Consider the following 15,460-nt stretch of genomic DNA (forward strand, 5'->3'; position numbering starts at 1 on the left):
TGCCCGCAGTGTTGGGGAACGGGGGCAAGGAATGAATCGCAACGAACTGCGCAAGGCTGACATCAACCTGATGGTGGTGTTCGAAACGTTGATGCTGGAGCGCAACGTCACGCGTGTGGCGGAGAAGCTGTTTCTCGGCCAGCCAACCATCAGTGCCGCGCTTAACCGCTTGCGGACGATGTTCAACGATCCGCTGTTCATTCGCGTCGGCCATCGCATGGAGCCGACCGCGCGGGCCGAGGAAATCATCCTGCACCTGTCGCCGGCGCTGGACTCGTTGTCAGTGGCCCTTAGCCTGACTCACGATTTTGATCCGGCCAGCAGCACCATGACCTTTCGCATCGGGCTGTCGGATGACGTCGAGTTCGGCCTGTTGCCGCCGCTGTTGCGCGCCTTGCGCCAGGAAGCGCCGAAGGTGGTGTTCGTGGTTCAGCATGTCGATTACTGGCGCATTCCCGACTTGCTGGCCTCCGGTGATATCACGGTCGGCATCAGCCAGACCCGCGGCCTGCCAGCCAATGCCAAACGCAAGTTGTTGCGGCACATCCAGCCGAGCATTTTGCGCGCCGACGCCTCGGACACCCCGCTGACCCTCGATGAATATTGCGCACGACCGCACGTGCTGGTGTCGCATACCGCCAATGTCAGTGGCTACGCTGATGAATGGCTGGCGGAGATCGGCCGCACGCGCCAAGTCGTGCTGTCGGTGCCGCAGTACAGTTCGTTGCCGGCCTTGCTCGCCGGCACCGACCTGATCGCCAGCCTGCCGGATTACGCCGCCGAGGCGATGGCCGCCTCGGGTCAGTTGTTCAAGGAAGCCTTTCCGTTCAAGACCCCGACACTGGACTTGTCCATGGTCTGGCTCAGCCATGTCGATACCGATCCGGCCGAACGCTGGTTGCGCGCGCGGCTGGAGGCGTTCATGAGTGAGCGTCTTGAATCGCCGCTGTCCAAATGAGTCGGACGACGCTGTGTTATATGTAGGTCCTTTCTGCACACTACCAGGAGCCAGACCATGCCCCACCTGCACATGGAATACACCGCCAACCTGCCTGAGCTTAACGCCGACATGGCGTTGATTCGGCTCAATAATGCCTTGGTGGCTTCCGGTCAGTTTGCTGCGGAGTTCGATATCAAGAGCCGTGCGGTGAAGGTCGAGACGTTCAAGATCGGCACGGCGATGGGGGAACGGGCGTTTGTGCATGTGAAGCTGGCGCTGCTGAGCGGTCGCTCGCCGCAGATCAAAAAACAGTTGTCCGAGAGTCTGCTGACCGTGGTGCAGGAACTGTGTGAATGGCCGACGGGGGTTGAAGTCCAGTTGTGCGTGGAGATCCTCGACATTGACCGGGAGTCCTACACCAAGACGGCCATCGGCCACTGAGTTTCAGGCCATATCCTGCTCGGCGCAGGCTTTGATCACCTGCTCGCGCAGCCACGTGTTGGCGCTGTCCTGATCGACACTTTGACTCCACTGCATGTCCAGGGTGAAACCCGGCAAGCCGTTGGGCGCTTCGCAGTGATTGAAGATCGCCTCGTTGGCCAGCAATTGCTGGATACGGCGGGGCAACGTCAGGATGAAGTCAGTGCCGGTGATCATTTTCAGCGCCGCGCTGTAGCTGTTGGAGCGCGCGATAATCTGCCGTTTGTGCGCCTGTCGCGCCAGCCAGCCATCGACCATGTTGGTGGTGGAGGTCCACGGTGTCGGAAACACATGCCGGCGTTCGACAAACGCCTTCAGGCTTAAACGGGGTTCCAGTGGCGTGGCGCGTTTGTCGAAGACGCAGACCAGATCATCTTCGAGCAACAACCGGGATTTGAGGTCGCTGTGGCTGCGATGAAGATGGGGGCCAAAACAAATCACCAGGTCGAGGCTGCCATCGCGCAGGTCTTCGGCGGGGATGTCGGTTTCGAACTTGTGCATGTTGACCATCACCGGCAGGTCGGCGAAATCAAAGCTTTTCAACAGGCGCGGCAGGATCAACTGCTCGAAGTATTCCGGTGCGCAGATGTTGAACGTGACCGGCTGCAAGGTCGGGTCGAACGCCTGGGCGCCGGCATGGCAGAGGTTGATGCTTTCGAGGATCTTCAGCACGTGGGTGTACATGGTGCTGGCTTTGTAAGTGGGGCGCATACCCGTGCGGGTATTGATGAATAACTCGTCTTCAAAACTGGTGCGCAGTTTCTTCAGGCAGTAACTCACGGTGGACTGGCTGACGCACAACGCCTCCGACACACCGGTGACGCTGCTTTGCTCATACACGGCGACAAACACCATGAGGTCTTGCATATCGAGCTTTCTAAGCAAGTTACTGTTCAGCATCCGTTCTGTCTCGCTGTGCTCCTTGCGCTGACTGTGCGCAAACGTGTGCGAACGATCCTAACGGAACGATGGTGCCAGGAGAATGCCCTGTAGGACGTTTCACAGTCACTTGTGGGACAGAAAATGTAACGAACACGACTTATGAATTTAATCCCACAAAACATGGCCGAAGGCCTTTACCCATGAGCGGTGGCAGGCACCGTGCGACAAGGTGTTGGACAACGTGCTCAGGTAGCGCCAGGAAATTGCCGGGCGTAATGCCGCGGATTGAAACGCAGGGCGATCAGGATCATCAGCGCCATGACACCGGTCAGGCACCACCAGGCCGATTCGAAGCTGCCCGACCGATCTCGGACCATCCCGGCCATCAGCGGCGAAAGACCGGCGATCAGGTAGCCGATGCCTTGTACGAAGGCCGTCAGCCCGCCGGCGCGTTGCGGGTTGTCGAGATGATCCAGCGACACAATCAGGCTCATCGGGAACAGACCGCCGATGCCCAGCCCCAACAGGCACGGCCACAGCAGGCTGAAGTGTTGCGGGCTGAGGATCAGCCCACAGAAACCGGCCATGATCAGCGCCAGCAACACCACCAGCACCAGGCGTCGGTCACGGCTGCGGTTGGCAATGGCGGGGGTCACCAGCCCGGACAGCACTTCCATGGCCGTCAAGAAGCCCAGCAGCAAACCGGCGTTTTGTTCGCTCCAGCCCTTTTCCACGTAGTACGGCGCCAGCCAGGCCAGCACACAGGTGTAGGACGCAGTGCCCAAACCGAAGAAGACGGCGAGTAACCAGGCGCGGGAATGAGTGAGGAACGATGTGTTGCGTGGTGCGAGTACCGTTGGCGCCGATGTCCCCGCACGGCCCAGGCTCCAGAACAGCAATGCCACCAGGGCCAGCGCGGCCCAGATTGCCAGGCCCGCGCGCCAACTGCCGGTTCTGGCCATCACCAGGGGCGCAAACGAGGCCGCTATCGCCGCACCGCCCATGATCGACGTCACGTAGAGCCCCATGCACACGGCAACGTTGTCGCTGAACCTGGATTTGATCAGCGCCGGCATCAATGCCTGGATCAGCGCAATACCGATGCCGGCCAGCATGGCGCTGAGGATCAGTTCGGCGGCCGAGTCCACGAACAGCCGCGAGACCGTGGCCAGACCAATGATCGACAGTGAAATCACCACCGTGCGTTGTTCGCCAAGGCGTTGGCTGACGCTCAAGCCGAAGAACATCGCCAGCCCCATGGCCATGACCGGCAGCATGGTCAGCAGCGAGGCCAGGCTGAAACTCAACGGGATATCCCCGCGAATGGCCGACAGCAAAGGCCCGACGGCCGCCATCGACGGGCGCAGGTTCAGGGCGACGAGAAGGATGCTGACCATCAGCCAGAGGGCAGGGCGGGTAGTTGCGCGAACGTTTTCCATCAATCGGGCCTTGAAAAATCAGGAGCCGATTAGGCGCGCGAGGGCGGGAGGCCGCAAATCAGATAGTGCGCAGCGGTATTTAAAAATTAAATACCTGTGCCACACCGTGGATCCCCTGTGGGAGCCTGCTCGCGATAGCGGTGTTTCAATCGATGCATGTGCTGACTGACACACCGCTATCGCGAGCACGCTCGCTCCCACAGGGATCGGCGGTGTTTGGGAGAATGATTGTTTAGCCAGCCCACACCCAAAGTTCTTCAAATCCCGATTTAACGACCTGAGCGCCCGTGTGACGCTGCTGCTCATCTGTTTTCTGCGGTTATCTCTATGGACGGTTGTCCCGTCGCACTTCCCTCTGAATTAGCCTTTTGGGCGTTATGGCACTGCCGTCACGCACGCCCACCGGATGCCTGCCTTTCCCGTTGATTCTTCTGACAGGTCCCGCGCTGTGCGCCGGGATCAAACCGGCAGCGCCTGCGCGTTTGCCTGACGCGGAAACAAGAGAATTCCCCATGAGTTGTGCCACGACCTCCTTCGCCACGAAGCAAGAAGCTTTGACCTTTCTCGAACAGAACCCGGATATCGAGATGTTCGAACTGTTCATCCTCGACAACAACGGCGTGCCACGGGGCAAGTTGCTGCATCGTGATGAACTGCTGGCGGTGTACGAAAGCGGACGGCCGTTGCCGAGTACCATTCTCGGCCTGACCATCAACGGCGATGACGTGGAAAACTCAGGCCTGGTCTGGGACGTCGGCGACATCGATTGCCGGGCGTACCCGATCAGCGGCAGTCTGACGCGCATGCCGTGGCGGTTGATTCCGACGGCGGCGGTGCAGGTCAGCATGCACCCGAAGGAAGGCATGCCGGCGACGATTGCTGATCCACGGCATCTGCTGGCGAAGGTGATCGAAGGCTTGCAGGCCGACGGTTATTACCCGGTGATGGCGGCGGAGCTGGAGTTCTATTTGCTCGATCAACAACGCGACAGCAACGGTCGGCCGCAACCGGCGCGGGACGTCGATGGCGGGCGCCCGCGCTCGACGCAGGTCTACGGCTTGCGTGAGCTGGAGCAGATCGAGCCGTTTCTGGCGGATCTCTACAGTGCCTGCAAATTGCAGGGCATTCCGGCGCGCACGGCGATTTCCGAATACGCGCCGGGGCAAGTGGAAATCACCCTCGAACACCGCACCGATGCCCTACAGGCGATGGACGAAGCGGTGCGTTACAAGCGGCTGGTCAAGGGTGTCGCGCATAAACACGGGATGGCCGCCTGCTTTATGGCCAAACCGTTCGATGACCTGGCGGGCACCGGCATGCACATGCACGTCAGCCTGGCGGACAAGGACGGCAACAACCTGTTCGCCAGCGAGTCCGCGGACGGCACGCCGCTGCTCAAACAAGCGGTCGGCGGCATGCTCAGTACCTTGCTCGATTCGTTGCTGCTGTTCTGCCCGAACGCCAACTCCTACCGTCGATTCCAGACCAACAGCTATGCGCCGCTGGCAGCGACTTGGGGAGTGGACAACCGCACCGTGAGTTTGCGCGTACCCGGTGGCCCGGCGTTCTCGCGGCACATCGAGCACCGCATCTGCGGCGCCGACGCCAACCCGTATCTGGCCGCCGCAGCAATTCTGGCCGGCATCCATCGCGGCATTCGTGAACAGCTCAACCCGGGCGCGCCCGTGGAAGGCAATGGTTACGCCCAGGCCACGGAGTTGTTGCCAACCGATTGGCTGACCACCTTGCGGGCGCTGGAAGGTTCGACCTGGGCGCGTGAAGCGTTCGGCGCGGAATTCCTCGGCGTGTACCTGGCGGTGAAGCGCGCCGAGTATCGGCAATTCATGGGCGAAGTTGGCGAGCAGGACTGGCGTTGGTATTTGCATCAGGCCTGAACAAAAGCTGAACCATTCTCAAATAAGTAAAAGTACCGAGTGGATAACAGGAGCCAACTAATCGTTGGCTTCTTTTTCACAAAAAATTGATGGTTGGCTGCCTAAAGTTAGTGCGGTCACGGTAAATGAAATTTTCACATTTGCCATGAACACTTCTTTTCAGGAATAGCCCATCACTATGTTGAAGTTCAAACCCGTGCGCCCGGAGTGGGTGACACTGATTGCCAGCGCCTTTCTGCTGATTGGCTTTAATCCAGTGCTCTGGCAGCGCTTGTTTGACATCACCGCCGCGGACGGTAAAGGCATCGTCATGCTTGTCGCCTTTGGCGTGATGATTCTGGCGGCCTTCAATATCGTGCTGACCTTTCTGGCGTTCCGCTACGTAATGAAGCCGGTCCTGATGCTGATGTTTATGGTCAGCGCGGGCGTGGCGTACTTCATGAGTCAATACGGTGTGCTGATTGACACCGGCATGTTGCGTAACTTCGCGCAAACCAACGCGACGGAAGTGCGTGACTTACTCTCACTGAAGTTGCTGGTCTATATTCTTCTGCTCGGTGTTTTGCCTTCATGGTTGTTGTGGAAAGTTCCGGTTGATTACCGCCGCTGGCACCGTGAGTTGGTAAGTAAGGCGCTGGTGAGTGTTGCTTCAGTTGCGGTGATCGGTGGTGTCGCGCTGGTGAACTATCAAGGGCTGTCTTCGTTGTTTCGCAATCACCATGAATTGCGCCTGATGGTAGTGCCGAGTAACTACATCGGTGCTTCGTTCGGCTTTCTGCGCGAGCAAGTAGTCTCTGCCCGGCAACCCTTCGTCAAGGTCGGTGAAGATGCCCAGCGAAATCCCGCCTGGCAAACCCACGGCCGTAAATCCCTGACAGTGCTGGTTGTCGGCGAAAGTGCCCGGGCCGAGAACTTCGGCATCCTCGGTTACGACCGCGACACCACCCCCAAACTGGACAAGGAACCCGGCCTGATCGCTTTCACCGACGTGCATTCCTGCGGCACGGAAACAGCCGTGTCCGTGCCGTGCATGTTCTCGAACATGGGCCGCAAGAATTACAACGCCAGCACCGCGAAGAATGAAGAGGGCTTGCTGGACGTGCTCAAGCGCGCCGGTCTCGACGTGATCTGGCGTGACAATCAATCGGGCTGTAAAGGCACGTGCGATCGGGTCACCCTCGATGACGTCAGCAACCTCAAGGACCCGGTGTTGTGCGCCAACAGTGAATGCCGCGACGAAATTCTCCTGCAAGGTCTGCAGCACTTCATCGACACGCTGGATAAGGACACCGTGCTGGTCCTGCACCAGATGGGCAGCCATGGCCCGGAATACTTCAAGCGTTACCCGAAAGAGTACGAACGCTTCACGCCCGTCTGTGAAAGCAACGCACTGAACAATTGCAGCCGCGAAAGTATCGTCAATGGCTACGACAACACGCTGGTGTACACCGACCACGTGCTGTCGACGTTGATTGATACGTTGCGCAGCAACCAGGACAAAGTCGATACCGCGATGGTTTACCTGTCGGACCACGGCGAGTCGCTGGGCGAGTACAACTTGTTCCTCCATGGCACGCCTTACATGCTGGCGCCGGAACAGCAGAAACGCGTGGCCATGCTGGCGTGGTTCTCCGACAGCTACCAAAAGTCGTTCTCCGTGGACACCCATTGCCTGCAACTGAGCCGGGACAAGCCGCTGAGCCAGGACAACTTGTTCCATTCGATGCTTGGTCTGCTGGAGGTCAACAGCAAAGTCTACGACCAGGGCCTGGATATGTTCGCGGGTTGCCGTGGCGCCGTGATCGACGGAGTGTTGGCCAAAAAGTAAGTGTGTCGACCTTTTTTTCACGGACCGGTCGTTAATCTGTGGCCGGTCTATTTCCTTACAAGAGTCATTGCACATGTCCGCGCAGCCCCCTTCCGCCATCGAGCTTGAGTTCGCCCGGCGCTACGATCAGGAACACGCCCGCGTCTGCCTTCAGCCGCGACCGCGTGGCCTGGCGGGGCGCCTGGCGTTCTGGCGCGACGAGCAACTGGTGCGCAACGCGCTCAAGGTCGCCGGCGAACCGGGCTTGATGCTGGATGTGGCGTGCGGTGCCGGGCGTTACTGGCCGGTGTTGGCCGAGCACGCGAACCGGGTGATCCTCGCGTCCGACCCGTCGCAGGACATGCTCAACCATGCCGAGACTCACCATGCGCAGAGTCTGCTCAAGCGAATCAAAACGTTCCAGAGTTCAGCCTTCACCCTCGGCTTGTCGGCGAACGCGGTCGACAGCATTTTTTGCATGCAACTGTTTCAGCATATCGACAGCCCGGAGCATCGGTTGGCCCTGCTGGCGGAGTTCCATCGTGTGAGTCGCGATACGGTGATTGTGGCGGTACGAGTCGATGCACATTTCAAGCTGCGCCGCCCAGGCACAACGGGCGCTCCCCCCCGGCAGCTGGCCGGCAAGGCCGAAGTCGAAGCCGAATTCAGGCTGGCGGGTTTCAGTTTGCTCAGTCATCAGGACTTCTTGCCCGGTTGTGCTCGGATGCGGGTCTATGTGCTGCGTAAGGTCGGTTAACCTCCGCTTGTCAGACATTTCTTGCCGTCTGGCAGGCATTTTCGCTAAAGCTCTTGTTCAGTGGATGCGCGGAAATCGCCGGGGGCGATATATACTGCGCGCCATTCTTCAAGGGAGAGCCGTGTGGCCATCGATATTCACTGGATTCGCGACAACGATAGCCTCGGTCAGTTTTGCGCCGAGTGGCAGCAGCTGCCATTCGTTGCCCTCGACACCGAATTCATGCGGGTCGACACCTTTTACCCGATCGCAGGCTTGCTGCAGATCGGTGATGGCGTACGCGCTTACCTGATTGACCCACTGACCATCGACAACTGGCAGCCTCTGGCCGCGTTGCTGGAAAACCCGGCCGTGGTCAAAGTCGTCCATGCGTGCAGCGAAGACCTCGAAGTATTGCTGCGTCTGACCGGCAGCCTGCCGGCGCCGCTGTTCGATACGCAACTGGCCGCCGCTTACCTGAACCTCGGCTTCTCGATGGGTTATTCGCGGTTGGTGCAGGAAGTGCTCGGCATTGACCTGCCCAAGGGCGAAACCCGTTCCGACTGGCTGCAGCGTCCGCTGTCCGACACCCAGATCAGCTACGCCGCCGAAGATGCCTTGCACCTGGCGGAAGTTTTCATACAGCTGCGTCCGAAGCTGTCCGACGACAAGTACGCCTGGGTCCTGGAAGACGGCGCCGAGCTGGTGGCCAACCTGCGCCGCGAGATCGATCCCTACGAGGTCTATCGCGAAGCCAAGCTGGCCTGGAAGCTCTCCCGCGCCCAACTCGCCGTGTTGCGTGAACTCTGCGCCTGGCGTGAGCGTGAAGCCCGCGCCCGCGACCTGCCGCGCAATCGCATCGTCCGTGAGCACTCGCTGTGGCCGTTGGCACGCACGCAACCGGACAACCTCGGCGCGTTGGCGAAAATCGAAGACATGCACCCGCGTACCGTGCGTCAGGACGGCGAATTTCTGCTTGATCTGATCAAGCGCTCTGGCAGTGTGTCGCCAGATCAATGGCCGCCCGCCGTGCCGGAGCCATTGCCGGTGGACGCCGCCAATCTGGTCAAACAGCTGCGTGCGATCGGCCAGGCCGAAGCCGAGCGCCTGAACATTGCGCCGGAGCTGATGCTGCGCAAGAAAACCCTGGAAGCGCTGCTCAAGAGTGGCTACCCCAACGGTCCTTACCAATTGCCTGATTCGCTGCGTGGCTGGCGCCGCGAATTGATGGGCCAGGCGCTGCTCGACAGCCTGGCCACCGCCGGAGAACAGCCTTGAAACGTATTTGCTCCATCTATCGAAGCCTGAAGAAAAACGAGATGTACCTCTATGTACTCAAAAGCGATGCACTGGAGCGCGTCCCGGAAAGTCTGATGGCCGCCTTCGGCAAACCTCATCACGCTTTCGATCTGGTGCTGACCCCCGAGCGCAAACTGTCGCGCGAGGACATCACCGTGGTCCTGGAAAACCTTGAGAAGCAGGGCTACCACCTGCAAATGCCACCGGCCGAAGACGAATACATCGAACACTTGCCGGAAGAATTGCTGCGACGCAACGACCCGATGTGATCGGCAGACAGGCTCTGTTCAGAGTCTGTGTGAAACACTGGAATGATTTTGGCGATGGCCAGGGCGACGGAGCGAAACTCCGTCGGCGGCCGTTTGCTCTGTTTTCGAAAGGTTTGAACCATGCGCGTTCTGATTGCTGAACACGACCACCCCGTGTACGCCCAACTGTTGCGCCAGGCTGCGCCTGATCTGGAAGTGCTGACCAGCGGCGACTCCGCCGAACTGGCCAGCCAGGCGGCCGACTGCCCGATCTGGCTGGGTCAGCCGGACCTGTTGGCGAACCTGTTGCGCCAGGGCCACCAGCCACAATGGCTGCAATCGACCTGGGCCGGCATCACGCCGCTGCTGGCCGACGGTTTGCGCCGCGATTACCGGCTGACGCGTGCGGTGGGAATTTTTGGTCAGGTCATGGCCGAATACGTCCTGACCTACATGCTTGGCCACGAGCGCGAAGTGCTGGCGCGGTTGGTCAGCCAGGTCGAGCGCAAGTGGGACAGTCGTCAGGGCCAGAGCCTGGCGGGACGCAAGGTGTTGATCGTCGGCACCGGTGACATCGGTTTGACCGTGGCAAAGTTCCTCGTGCCATTTGGTGTTGAGCTGTACGGTATCGCCAGCGAAGCCCGCGAGCAGGCGCCGTTTGTTGAAGTCGGCGTGCTGGCGGACTTGCCACGGCTGGTCGGTGAAGTGGATTTCGTCATCAATCTGCTGCCCAACACCCCCAATACCCACGACTTGTACGACGCGGCGCTGTTCAAGCAGTTCAAGCCGACCGGGTTGTTCATCAATGTCGGGCGCGGCGTGGCCGTGGTCGACGCGGATCTGGTGGAAGCCTTGAAAGAAGGGCATCTGGCGGGCGCGGTCATCGACGTTTGCCGTCAGGAGCCGCTGCCGCAGCGTCATCCATTCTGGACCGCCTGGGGCCTGCTGCTGACCGGCCACAGCTCGGCACCGACCTCGCCATCAATGATGGTCAAGCTGTTTGTCGAAAACTTGCGGGCGTATCAGGCGGGCGAGGCGTTGCGCGGGGAAGTCGACTTCAACCGCGGCTACTGAACCCACCGCTCACTCGGACGGTGTGCAAAACCTGTGGGAGCGAGCCTGCTCGCGATGGCGGTGTGACAGTCAACGTTGATGTTGAATGTGACGGCCTCATCGCGAGCAGGCTTGCTCCCACATGGGTTGTGCTGTGAATCCACTATTTTGTGAACACCAGGAATCAACTGTGGGAGCGAGCCTGCTCGCGATGGCGGTGTGACAGTCAACGTTGATGTTGAACGTGACGGCCTCATCGCAAGCAGGCTCGCTCCCACATGGGTTGTGCTGTGAATCCACTATTTTGTGAACACTAGGAATCAACTGTGGGAGCGAGCCTGCTCGCGATGGCGGTGTGACAGTCAACGTTGATGTTGAACGTCACGGCCTCATCGCGAGCAGGCTCGCTCCCACATGGTTTCTGCTGTGAATCCACTATTTTGTGAACACCAGGAATCAACTGTGGGAGCGAGCCTGCTCGCGATGGCGGTGTGACAGTCAACGTTGATGTTGACTGTGACGGCCTCCTCGCGAGCAGGCTCGCGCCCACATGGGTTCGGCTGTGAATCCACTATTTTGTGAACACCAGGAATCAACTGTGGGAGCGAGCTGCTCGCGATAGCGGTGTGACAGTCAACGTTGATGTTGAATGTGACGGCCTCATCGCGAGCAGGCTCGCTCCCACATGGGTTGTGCTGTGAATCCACTTTTTGTGAGCACCAGGAATCAACTGTGGGAGATTCTATGGTTGAGGGGAAACCCTCAACTGACCTTTGACTGATATTCGCTCTGCCCTTTCAGCAAGGCGAATGCCACCCGCGCAAGCTTGCGAGCCAGCATCACCAGCGCCTCAGTAGTGCTGAAGCCCCGGGCTCTTTGGGCTTCGTAAAACCCTTTCCAGGCTTTCGTACGGCTAGCCGACATCGCTGCATTGTGCAGAAGCCGGCGGGCCTCGGGGTCACCGCGCTTGGTCAAACTGCGGCGACCGTCCTTCTGTCCTGATTTAGACACCCGTAAATCCATGCCCAGGAAGGCGATAAACGCATCCGCGTTTCTAAAATCCCCGCGCTGAAATGCAGTTATCAAGCGAGCCCCAGTCAAAAATCCAATGCCTTCAACTTTCAGGCAACGTTTCAGTTGACCGAGTAAACCGGCTTCTTTGAGCTGATCGTTGATCGTCTTTTCGATCAGCGTTTCAAGCTGCTGCATGGACTTCACTTGTTCTGCAAAAGCCGCTTTCAGCAGCGGCTCATTCGACCAACTCTGCACCAGGCCAACCCTAGCCTGGACCAAGGCAGCCCGGCGGCGGAAGAGGCTCAGGAGCTGGCGGTACAGCGGTGATGGAGGGGTCCAAGGGCGCAACTCCTCGGCTTCGTTCTTCAGGTAACGGGCCAGCAACTTGGCGTCCAGCGCGTCGGTTTTGGCGCGGATTTTCACGCCTTCGCGATAATGTTTGAGTTCATAGCCTCCCACCATGTAAATCGCACATCCGGCCTCATAGGCCAGATCAGCAAAGTCCAGGTGATAGATGTTGGTCGCCTCAATGGCAATAGCCACCGTCCCCGGCAACGTATTCAGCCACTGCTTGATGGATGTTTTAGTGTTGGGAATCTCTTTAAGCAAATCGTTATCAGCCTGATAAATCACCAGTTCATTCTTGGCGACATCCACGCCCACGATCGGTTTTGATAGAGAGACCGGCATTGCCATGGGATTTCCTCCGAGATAAGGTTTGAGCACTTGAAGGGCTCACCCAGAGGCGCAGGCTTGTTCCTATCGTCGGTCTAGCCAGATGCATTCTTTATCGGCGCTTGGGTGAAAGGAGGAGGGGCGAAATCTCCCACAGTCTGTACTGCGTCAACAGTCAGAATCGAGCCTTGTCCCTCCTCCTCCCTTCAAGTCCTACCATACAAGCGAGCCTGCTCGCGATAGCGGTCTGTCAGTCAATATTGATGGAGACTGATACACCGCCATCGCAAGAGACTCGCTCCCGAATTTCTTTTGCGCTGTGGCTTAGAGGGTGAAATCGCCTTCGGCCGCCAGTTCGCTCAGTGGGCGACGCGGGCTTGGTTCTTCGCGCGCTTGCAGGTAATCGGCCAGCGTCGCTTTATCGCCCAGTTTGCCTACGGCCACCGCCGCGTGCAGTGCGTAACCTTCAGGAATGTTCAGCTCTTTGCGGGTCAGGTCCTGGTCGAAACCGGCCATGCCGTGGGTGTGCCAGCCGCTGATGCTCGCTTGCAGCGCCAGATGGCCCCAGGCCGAACCGGTGTCAAAGGTGTGCCACAGGGCCGGGGTCTCTTCGGTGGCGCCGGGTACCGCGAAGGTGGTTTTAGAGATCACGATCACCAATGCCGAGGCGTGTTGCGCCCAGCCGCGGTTGAATTCATTCAGCAGGCCCAGGAAACGCTCCCAGTTCGGCGTATCGCGGCGCGCGTAGAGAAACCGCCAAGGCTGGGAGTTGTAGGCCGATGGCGCCCAGCGTGCGGCTTCGAAGAAGCTCAACAGGGTTTCTTCGGGAATGGTTTCGCCGGTGAAGGCGCGGGGCGACCAGCGATCGGTGAACTGAGGGTGGATCGCATACTCGGCAACGCGTGGGTTTGCACTCATCAAGAGATTCCTTGCTTCGTTTGAAAGTGAGGGGCGTCTAGAACCCGCAGGCGCAGTTCACCTGAATGCAACGCGGTTGAGCGTTAATGGCATTTGGGCATGGCTCCTTGCGATTGGCAAAACTACGTGGCGGCGCAAAAACTGACAAGCCCGATCTACCGGCAGTCGCCAATGCTTGGCCCGCAAGGGCCTTGGCACTAGACTGGCGGCCTTTTCACCACCTGATGTTGATGCTCGAACCATGGCCGCCAAAGTCGAACCGTTCTGGATACGCAAAACCCTCGATCAACTTGATCCGCAGGAGTGGGAATCGCTGTGTGACGGGTGCGGTCTGTGCTGCCTGCAAAAGCTCGAAGATGAAGAGGACAACTCGGTCTATTACACGCGCATCGCCTGCAAACTGCTGGACCTGAAAACCTGCCAGTGCACCGACTACCCGAACCGTCGTGATTTTGTGCCGGACTGCATCCAGCTCACGCCGGGCAAGGCCGAAGAATTCCGCTGGTTGCCGCCGACCTGCGGCTATCGATTGGTCAGTGAAGGCAAGGACTTGCCCCTGTGGCATCACCTGGTGTGCGGTGATCGCGATGCGGTGCACCATGAACGCATTTCCCAGTCCGGGCGCATGCTCGCCGAAGGCAGCGTGTCCGAGGATGACTGGGAAGACCATCTGATCTTTCGCGCGGGCTGAATGCCTCACTGCATGTGTGGCCACCAACAGGCAGTAACGACAAAAAAAGGGGCCGCTTCGCAGCCCGGCGCGAGCAAGCTCGCTCGCCACAACAGGAGTGTGTATGGCTGTGCGATTGCGGCGGGCGCTGGCCTTCGGGCTACTGGCCCTGAGTTCGTCCGTGTGGGCGGCGAAAAAAGTCGATCTGGATTATCACGTGCGCCTGTTGCCGCACAGCGATCAGGCCGAAGTGCGGCTGACGCTGGCCCAGGGCTCGGCGGTGCGCAGTCTGGATTTCGATCTGGGCGATGGTAGCCACTACAGCGACTTCAAGGCCGACGGCCAATGGCAACTCACGACGGGCAAGCAGACGCGCGGCGTTTGGCGTCCGGCCACTGACAAGGCCAGCCTGACTTACCGCGTGCGCATCAGCCATGGACGCAAGAGCGGCAGCTTCGATACGCGCATGACGCCAACCTGGGCACTGATGCGCGGCGACGACCTGGTGCCGCCGGCCAGACTCGATCAGCAGGACGGCATCGAGCTGATTTCACGCCTTGAATTCGAACTGCCCAGTGGCTGGAAAAGCGTCGAGACCGCCTGGCCGCGCATCGGCAAGAACAAATTCCGCATCGATAACGTCTCTCGACTATTCGACCGGCCCACGGGCTGGATGCTCGCCGGCCACCTCGGCAGCCGTCGCACCAGGCTTGGGGAAACCGAAGTCACCGTCGCCTCGCCCCAAGGCCAGGGCATGCGCCGCATGGACGTGCTGACGCTGCTGACCTTTGTCTGGCCGCAGGTTCAAGCCGTGTTTCCCCGTCATCCCGTCAAACTGCTGATCGTCGGCGCCAACGACCCGATGTGGCGCGGCAGCCTGGCCGCGCGTGAATCGATCTATCTCAACACACGCCTGCCGTTGGTCAGTGAAAGCGGGACCAGCGCGGTGGTGCGTGAATTGGCGCAGGTTTTCGGGCGGATCAACGACAAACAGCGCAGTGAGTGGATCAGTGAAGGGTTTGCCGAGTATTACGCCATCGAACTGGTGCGCCGTGCGGGTGGCATGAGTGATGAGCGGTTTGAGAGTTTGCACCGCAGGCTGGTCAAGGACAGCCAGAAAGTCACCACGTTGCGTGGCGAACAGGCGAACCCGGCGCAGGTCTCCAAAGCGGTGTTGTTGCTACAGGAACTGGATCGCGAGATTCGTTTGAAAACGCGCAACAAGCGCTCGCTTGATGATGTGTTGCGCGGGGCGATGCATCTGGGGAGTGTGGATACCAAAGAGTTTGTTCAGCTCGCGGAAAGCGTGATTGGCGAGTCTTCCAAGGTCCTTGATACCGAGTTGCTTCAGTAAAACCGTCTTCGCGGGCAAGCCTCGCTCCTACAGGGTTCATGTGATCACAC

The 15,460-nt window shown here is 59.5% G+C and carries 14 protein-coding genes; 10 read left to right on the top strand and 4 right to left on the bottom strand.

What is annotated here, in order from left to right; all coding sequences use genetic code 11:
- Nucleotides 1-31: 31 nt before the first annotated feature.
- Together RHP74_RS07340 and RHP74_RS07345 are read left to right on the top strand one after the other, a co-directional pair.
- Nucleotides 32-958 (top strand): LysR substrate-binding domain-containing protein, encoded by a 927-nt coding sequence (locus RHP74_RS07340; RefSeq protein ID WP_083374811.1) that lies wholly within the window; start codon nucleotides 32-34, stop codon nucleotides 956-958.
- A gap of 57 nt (nucleotides 959-1,015) precedes the next feature.
- Entirely contained in the window at nucleotides 1,016-1,381 is a 366-nt protein-coding gene (locus tag RHP74_RS07345) for a 5-carboxymethyl-2-hydroxymuconate Delta-isomerase (protein ID WP_145308152.1), read from the top strand.
- A 3-nt stretch (nucleotides 1,382-1,384) separates the two neighbouring features.
- On the opposite strand, the gene RHP74_RS07350 is transcribed toward RHP74_RS07345, so the two are convergent.
- Complete coding sequence (locus RHP74_RS07350) at nucleotides 1,385-2,320, bottom strand: LysR family transcriptional regulator (RefSeq protein WP_042932312.1); 936 nt, start codon at nucleotides 2,318-2,320, stop codon at nucleotides 1,385-1,387.
- A 227-nt stretch (nucleotides 2,321-2,547) separates the two neighbouring features.
- On the bottom strand, nucleotides 2,548-3,741 hold the full coding sequence (locus RHP74_RS07355; RefSeq protein ID WP_311098618.1) for a cyanate transporter: 1,194 nt from the start codon (nucleotides 3,739-3,741) through the stop codon (nucleotides 2,548-2,550).
- Between the two features lie 512 nt (nucleotides 3,742-4,253).
- On the opposite strand from RHP74_RS07355, the gene RHP74_RS07360 reads away from it, so the two are divergent.
- From RHP74_RS07360 to RHP74_RS07385, 6 genes are all read left to right on the top strand, one after another.
- Nucleotides 4,254-5,636, top strand: coding sequence for a glutamine synthetase family protein (locus tag RHP74_RS07360; protein WP_311098620.1), 1,383 nt, complete (start codon nucleotides 4,254-4,256; stop codon nucleotides 5,634-5,636).
- 178 nt (nucleotides 5,637-5,814) lie between these two features.
- Complete coding sequence (locus RHP74_RS07365; protein ID WP_311098622.1) at nucleotides 5,815-7,464, top strand: phosphoethanolamine--lipid A transferase; 1,650 nt, start codon at nucleotides 5,815-5,817, stop codon at nucleotides 7,462-7,464.
- Between the two features lie 73 nt (nucleotides 7,465-7,537).
- Nucleotides 7,538-8,200, top strand: a complete 663-nt coding sequence (locus tag RHP74_RS07370) for a class I SAM-dependent methyltransferase (RefSeq protein ID WP_311098624.1) — start codon at nucleotides 7,538-7,540, stop codon at nucleotides 8,198-8,200.
- A 123-nt stretch (nucleotides 8,201-8,323) separates the two neighbouring features.
- The gene (rnd, locus tag RHP74_RS07375) at nucleotides 8,324-9,457 is read left to right on the top strand and encodes a ribonuclease D (RefSeq protein ID WP_010462151.1); all 1,134 of its coding nucleotides are present in this window, start codon (nucleotides 8,324-8,326) and stop codon (nucleotides 9,455-9,457) included.
- On the top strand, nucleotides 9,454-9,747 hold the full coding sequence (locus tag RHP74_RS07380; RefSeq protein WP_007898694.1) for a YcgL domain-containing protein: 294 nt from the start codon (nucleotides 9,454-9,456) through the stop codon (nucleotides 9,745-9,747). Before rnd ends, RHP74_RS07380 begins: the two co-directional genes overlap by 4 nt.
- Before the next feature lie 120 nt (nucleotides 9,748-9,867).
- On the top strand, nucleotides 9,868-10,800 hold the full coding sequence (locus RHP74_RS07385) for a D-2-hydroxyacid dehydrogenase (protein ID WP_010462145.1): 933 nt from the start codon (nucleotides 9,868-9,870) through the stop codon (nucleotides 10,798-10,800).
- Nucleotides 10,801-11,541: 741 nt separating this feature from the next.
- Here the strand turns inward: RHP74_RS07385 and RHP74_RS07390 are convergent.
- Complete coding sequence (locus tag RHP74_RS07390; protein WP_042932411.1) at nucleotides 11,542-12,489, bottom strand: IS110 family transposase; 948 nt, start codon at nucleotides 12,487-12,489, stop codon at nucleotides 11,542-11,544.
- Between the two features lie 303 nt (nucleotides 12,490-12,792).
- Entirely contained in the window at nucleotides 12,793-13,386 is a 594-nt protein-coding gene (locus tag RHP74_RS07395) for a nitroreductase family protein (RefSeq protein WP_077749176.1), read from the bottom strand.
- Between the two features lie 241 nt (nucleotides 13,387-13,627).
- On the opposite strand from RHP74_RS07395, the gene RHP74_RS07400 reads away from it, so the two are divergent.
- Nucleotides 13,628-14,077 (top strand): YcgN family cysteine cluster protein, encoded by a 450-nt coding sequence (locus tag RHP74_RS07400; RefSeq protein ID WP_010462140.1) that lies wholly within the window; start codon nucleotides 13,628-13,630, stop codon nucleotides 14,075-14,077.
- A 103-nt stretch (nucleotides 14,078-14,180) separates the two neighbouring features.
- The gene (locus RHP74_RS07405; RefSeq protein WP_311098631.1) at nucleotides 14,181-15,410 is read left to right on the top strand and encodes a hypothetical protein; all 1,230 of its coding nucleotides are present in this window, start codon (nucleotides 14,181-14,183) and stop codon (nucleotides 15,408-15,410) included.
- Nucleotides 15,411-15,460: the final 50 nt, after the last annotated feature.

The organism is Pseudomonas sp. SG20052, from assembly GCF_031766055.1.
Taxonomy (GTDB): Bacteria; Pseudomonadota; Gammaproteobacteria; order Pseudomonadales; family Pseudomonadaceae; genus Aquipseudomonas; species Aquipseudomonas mandelii.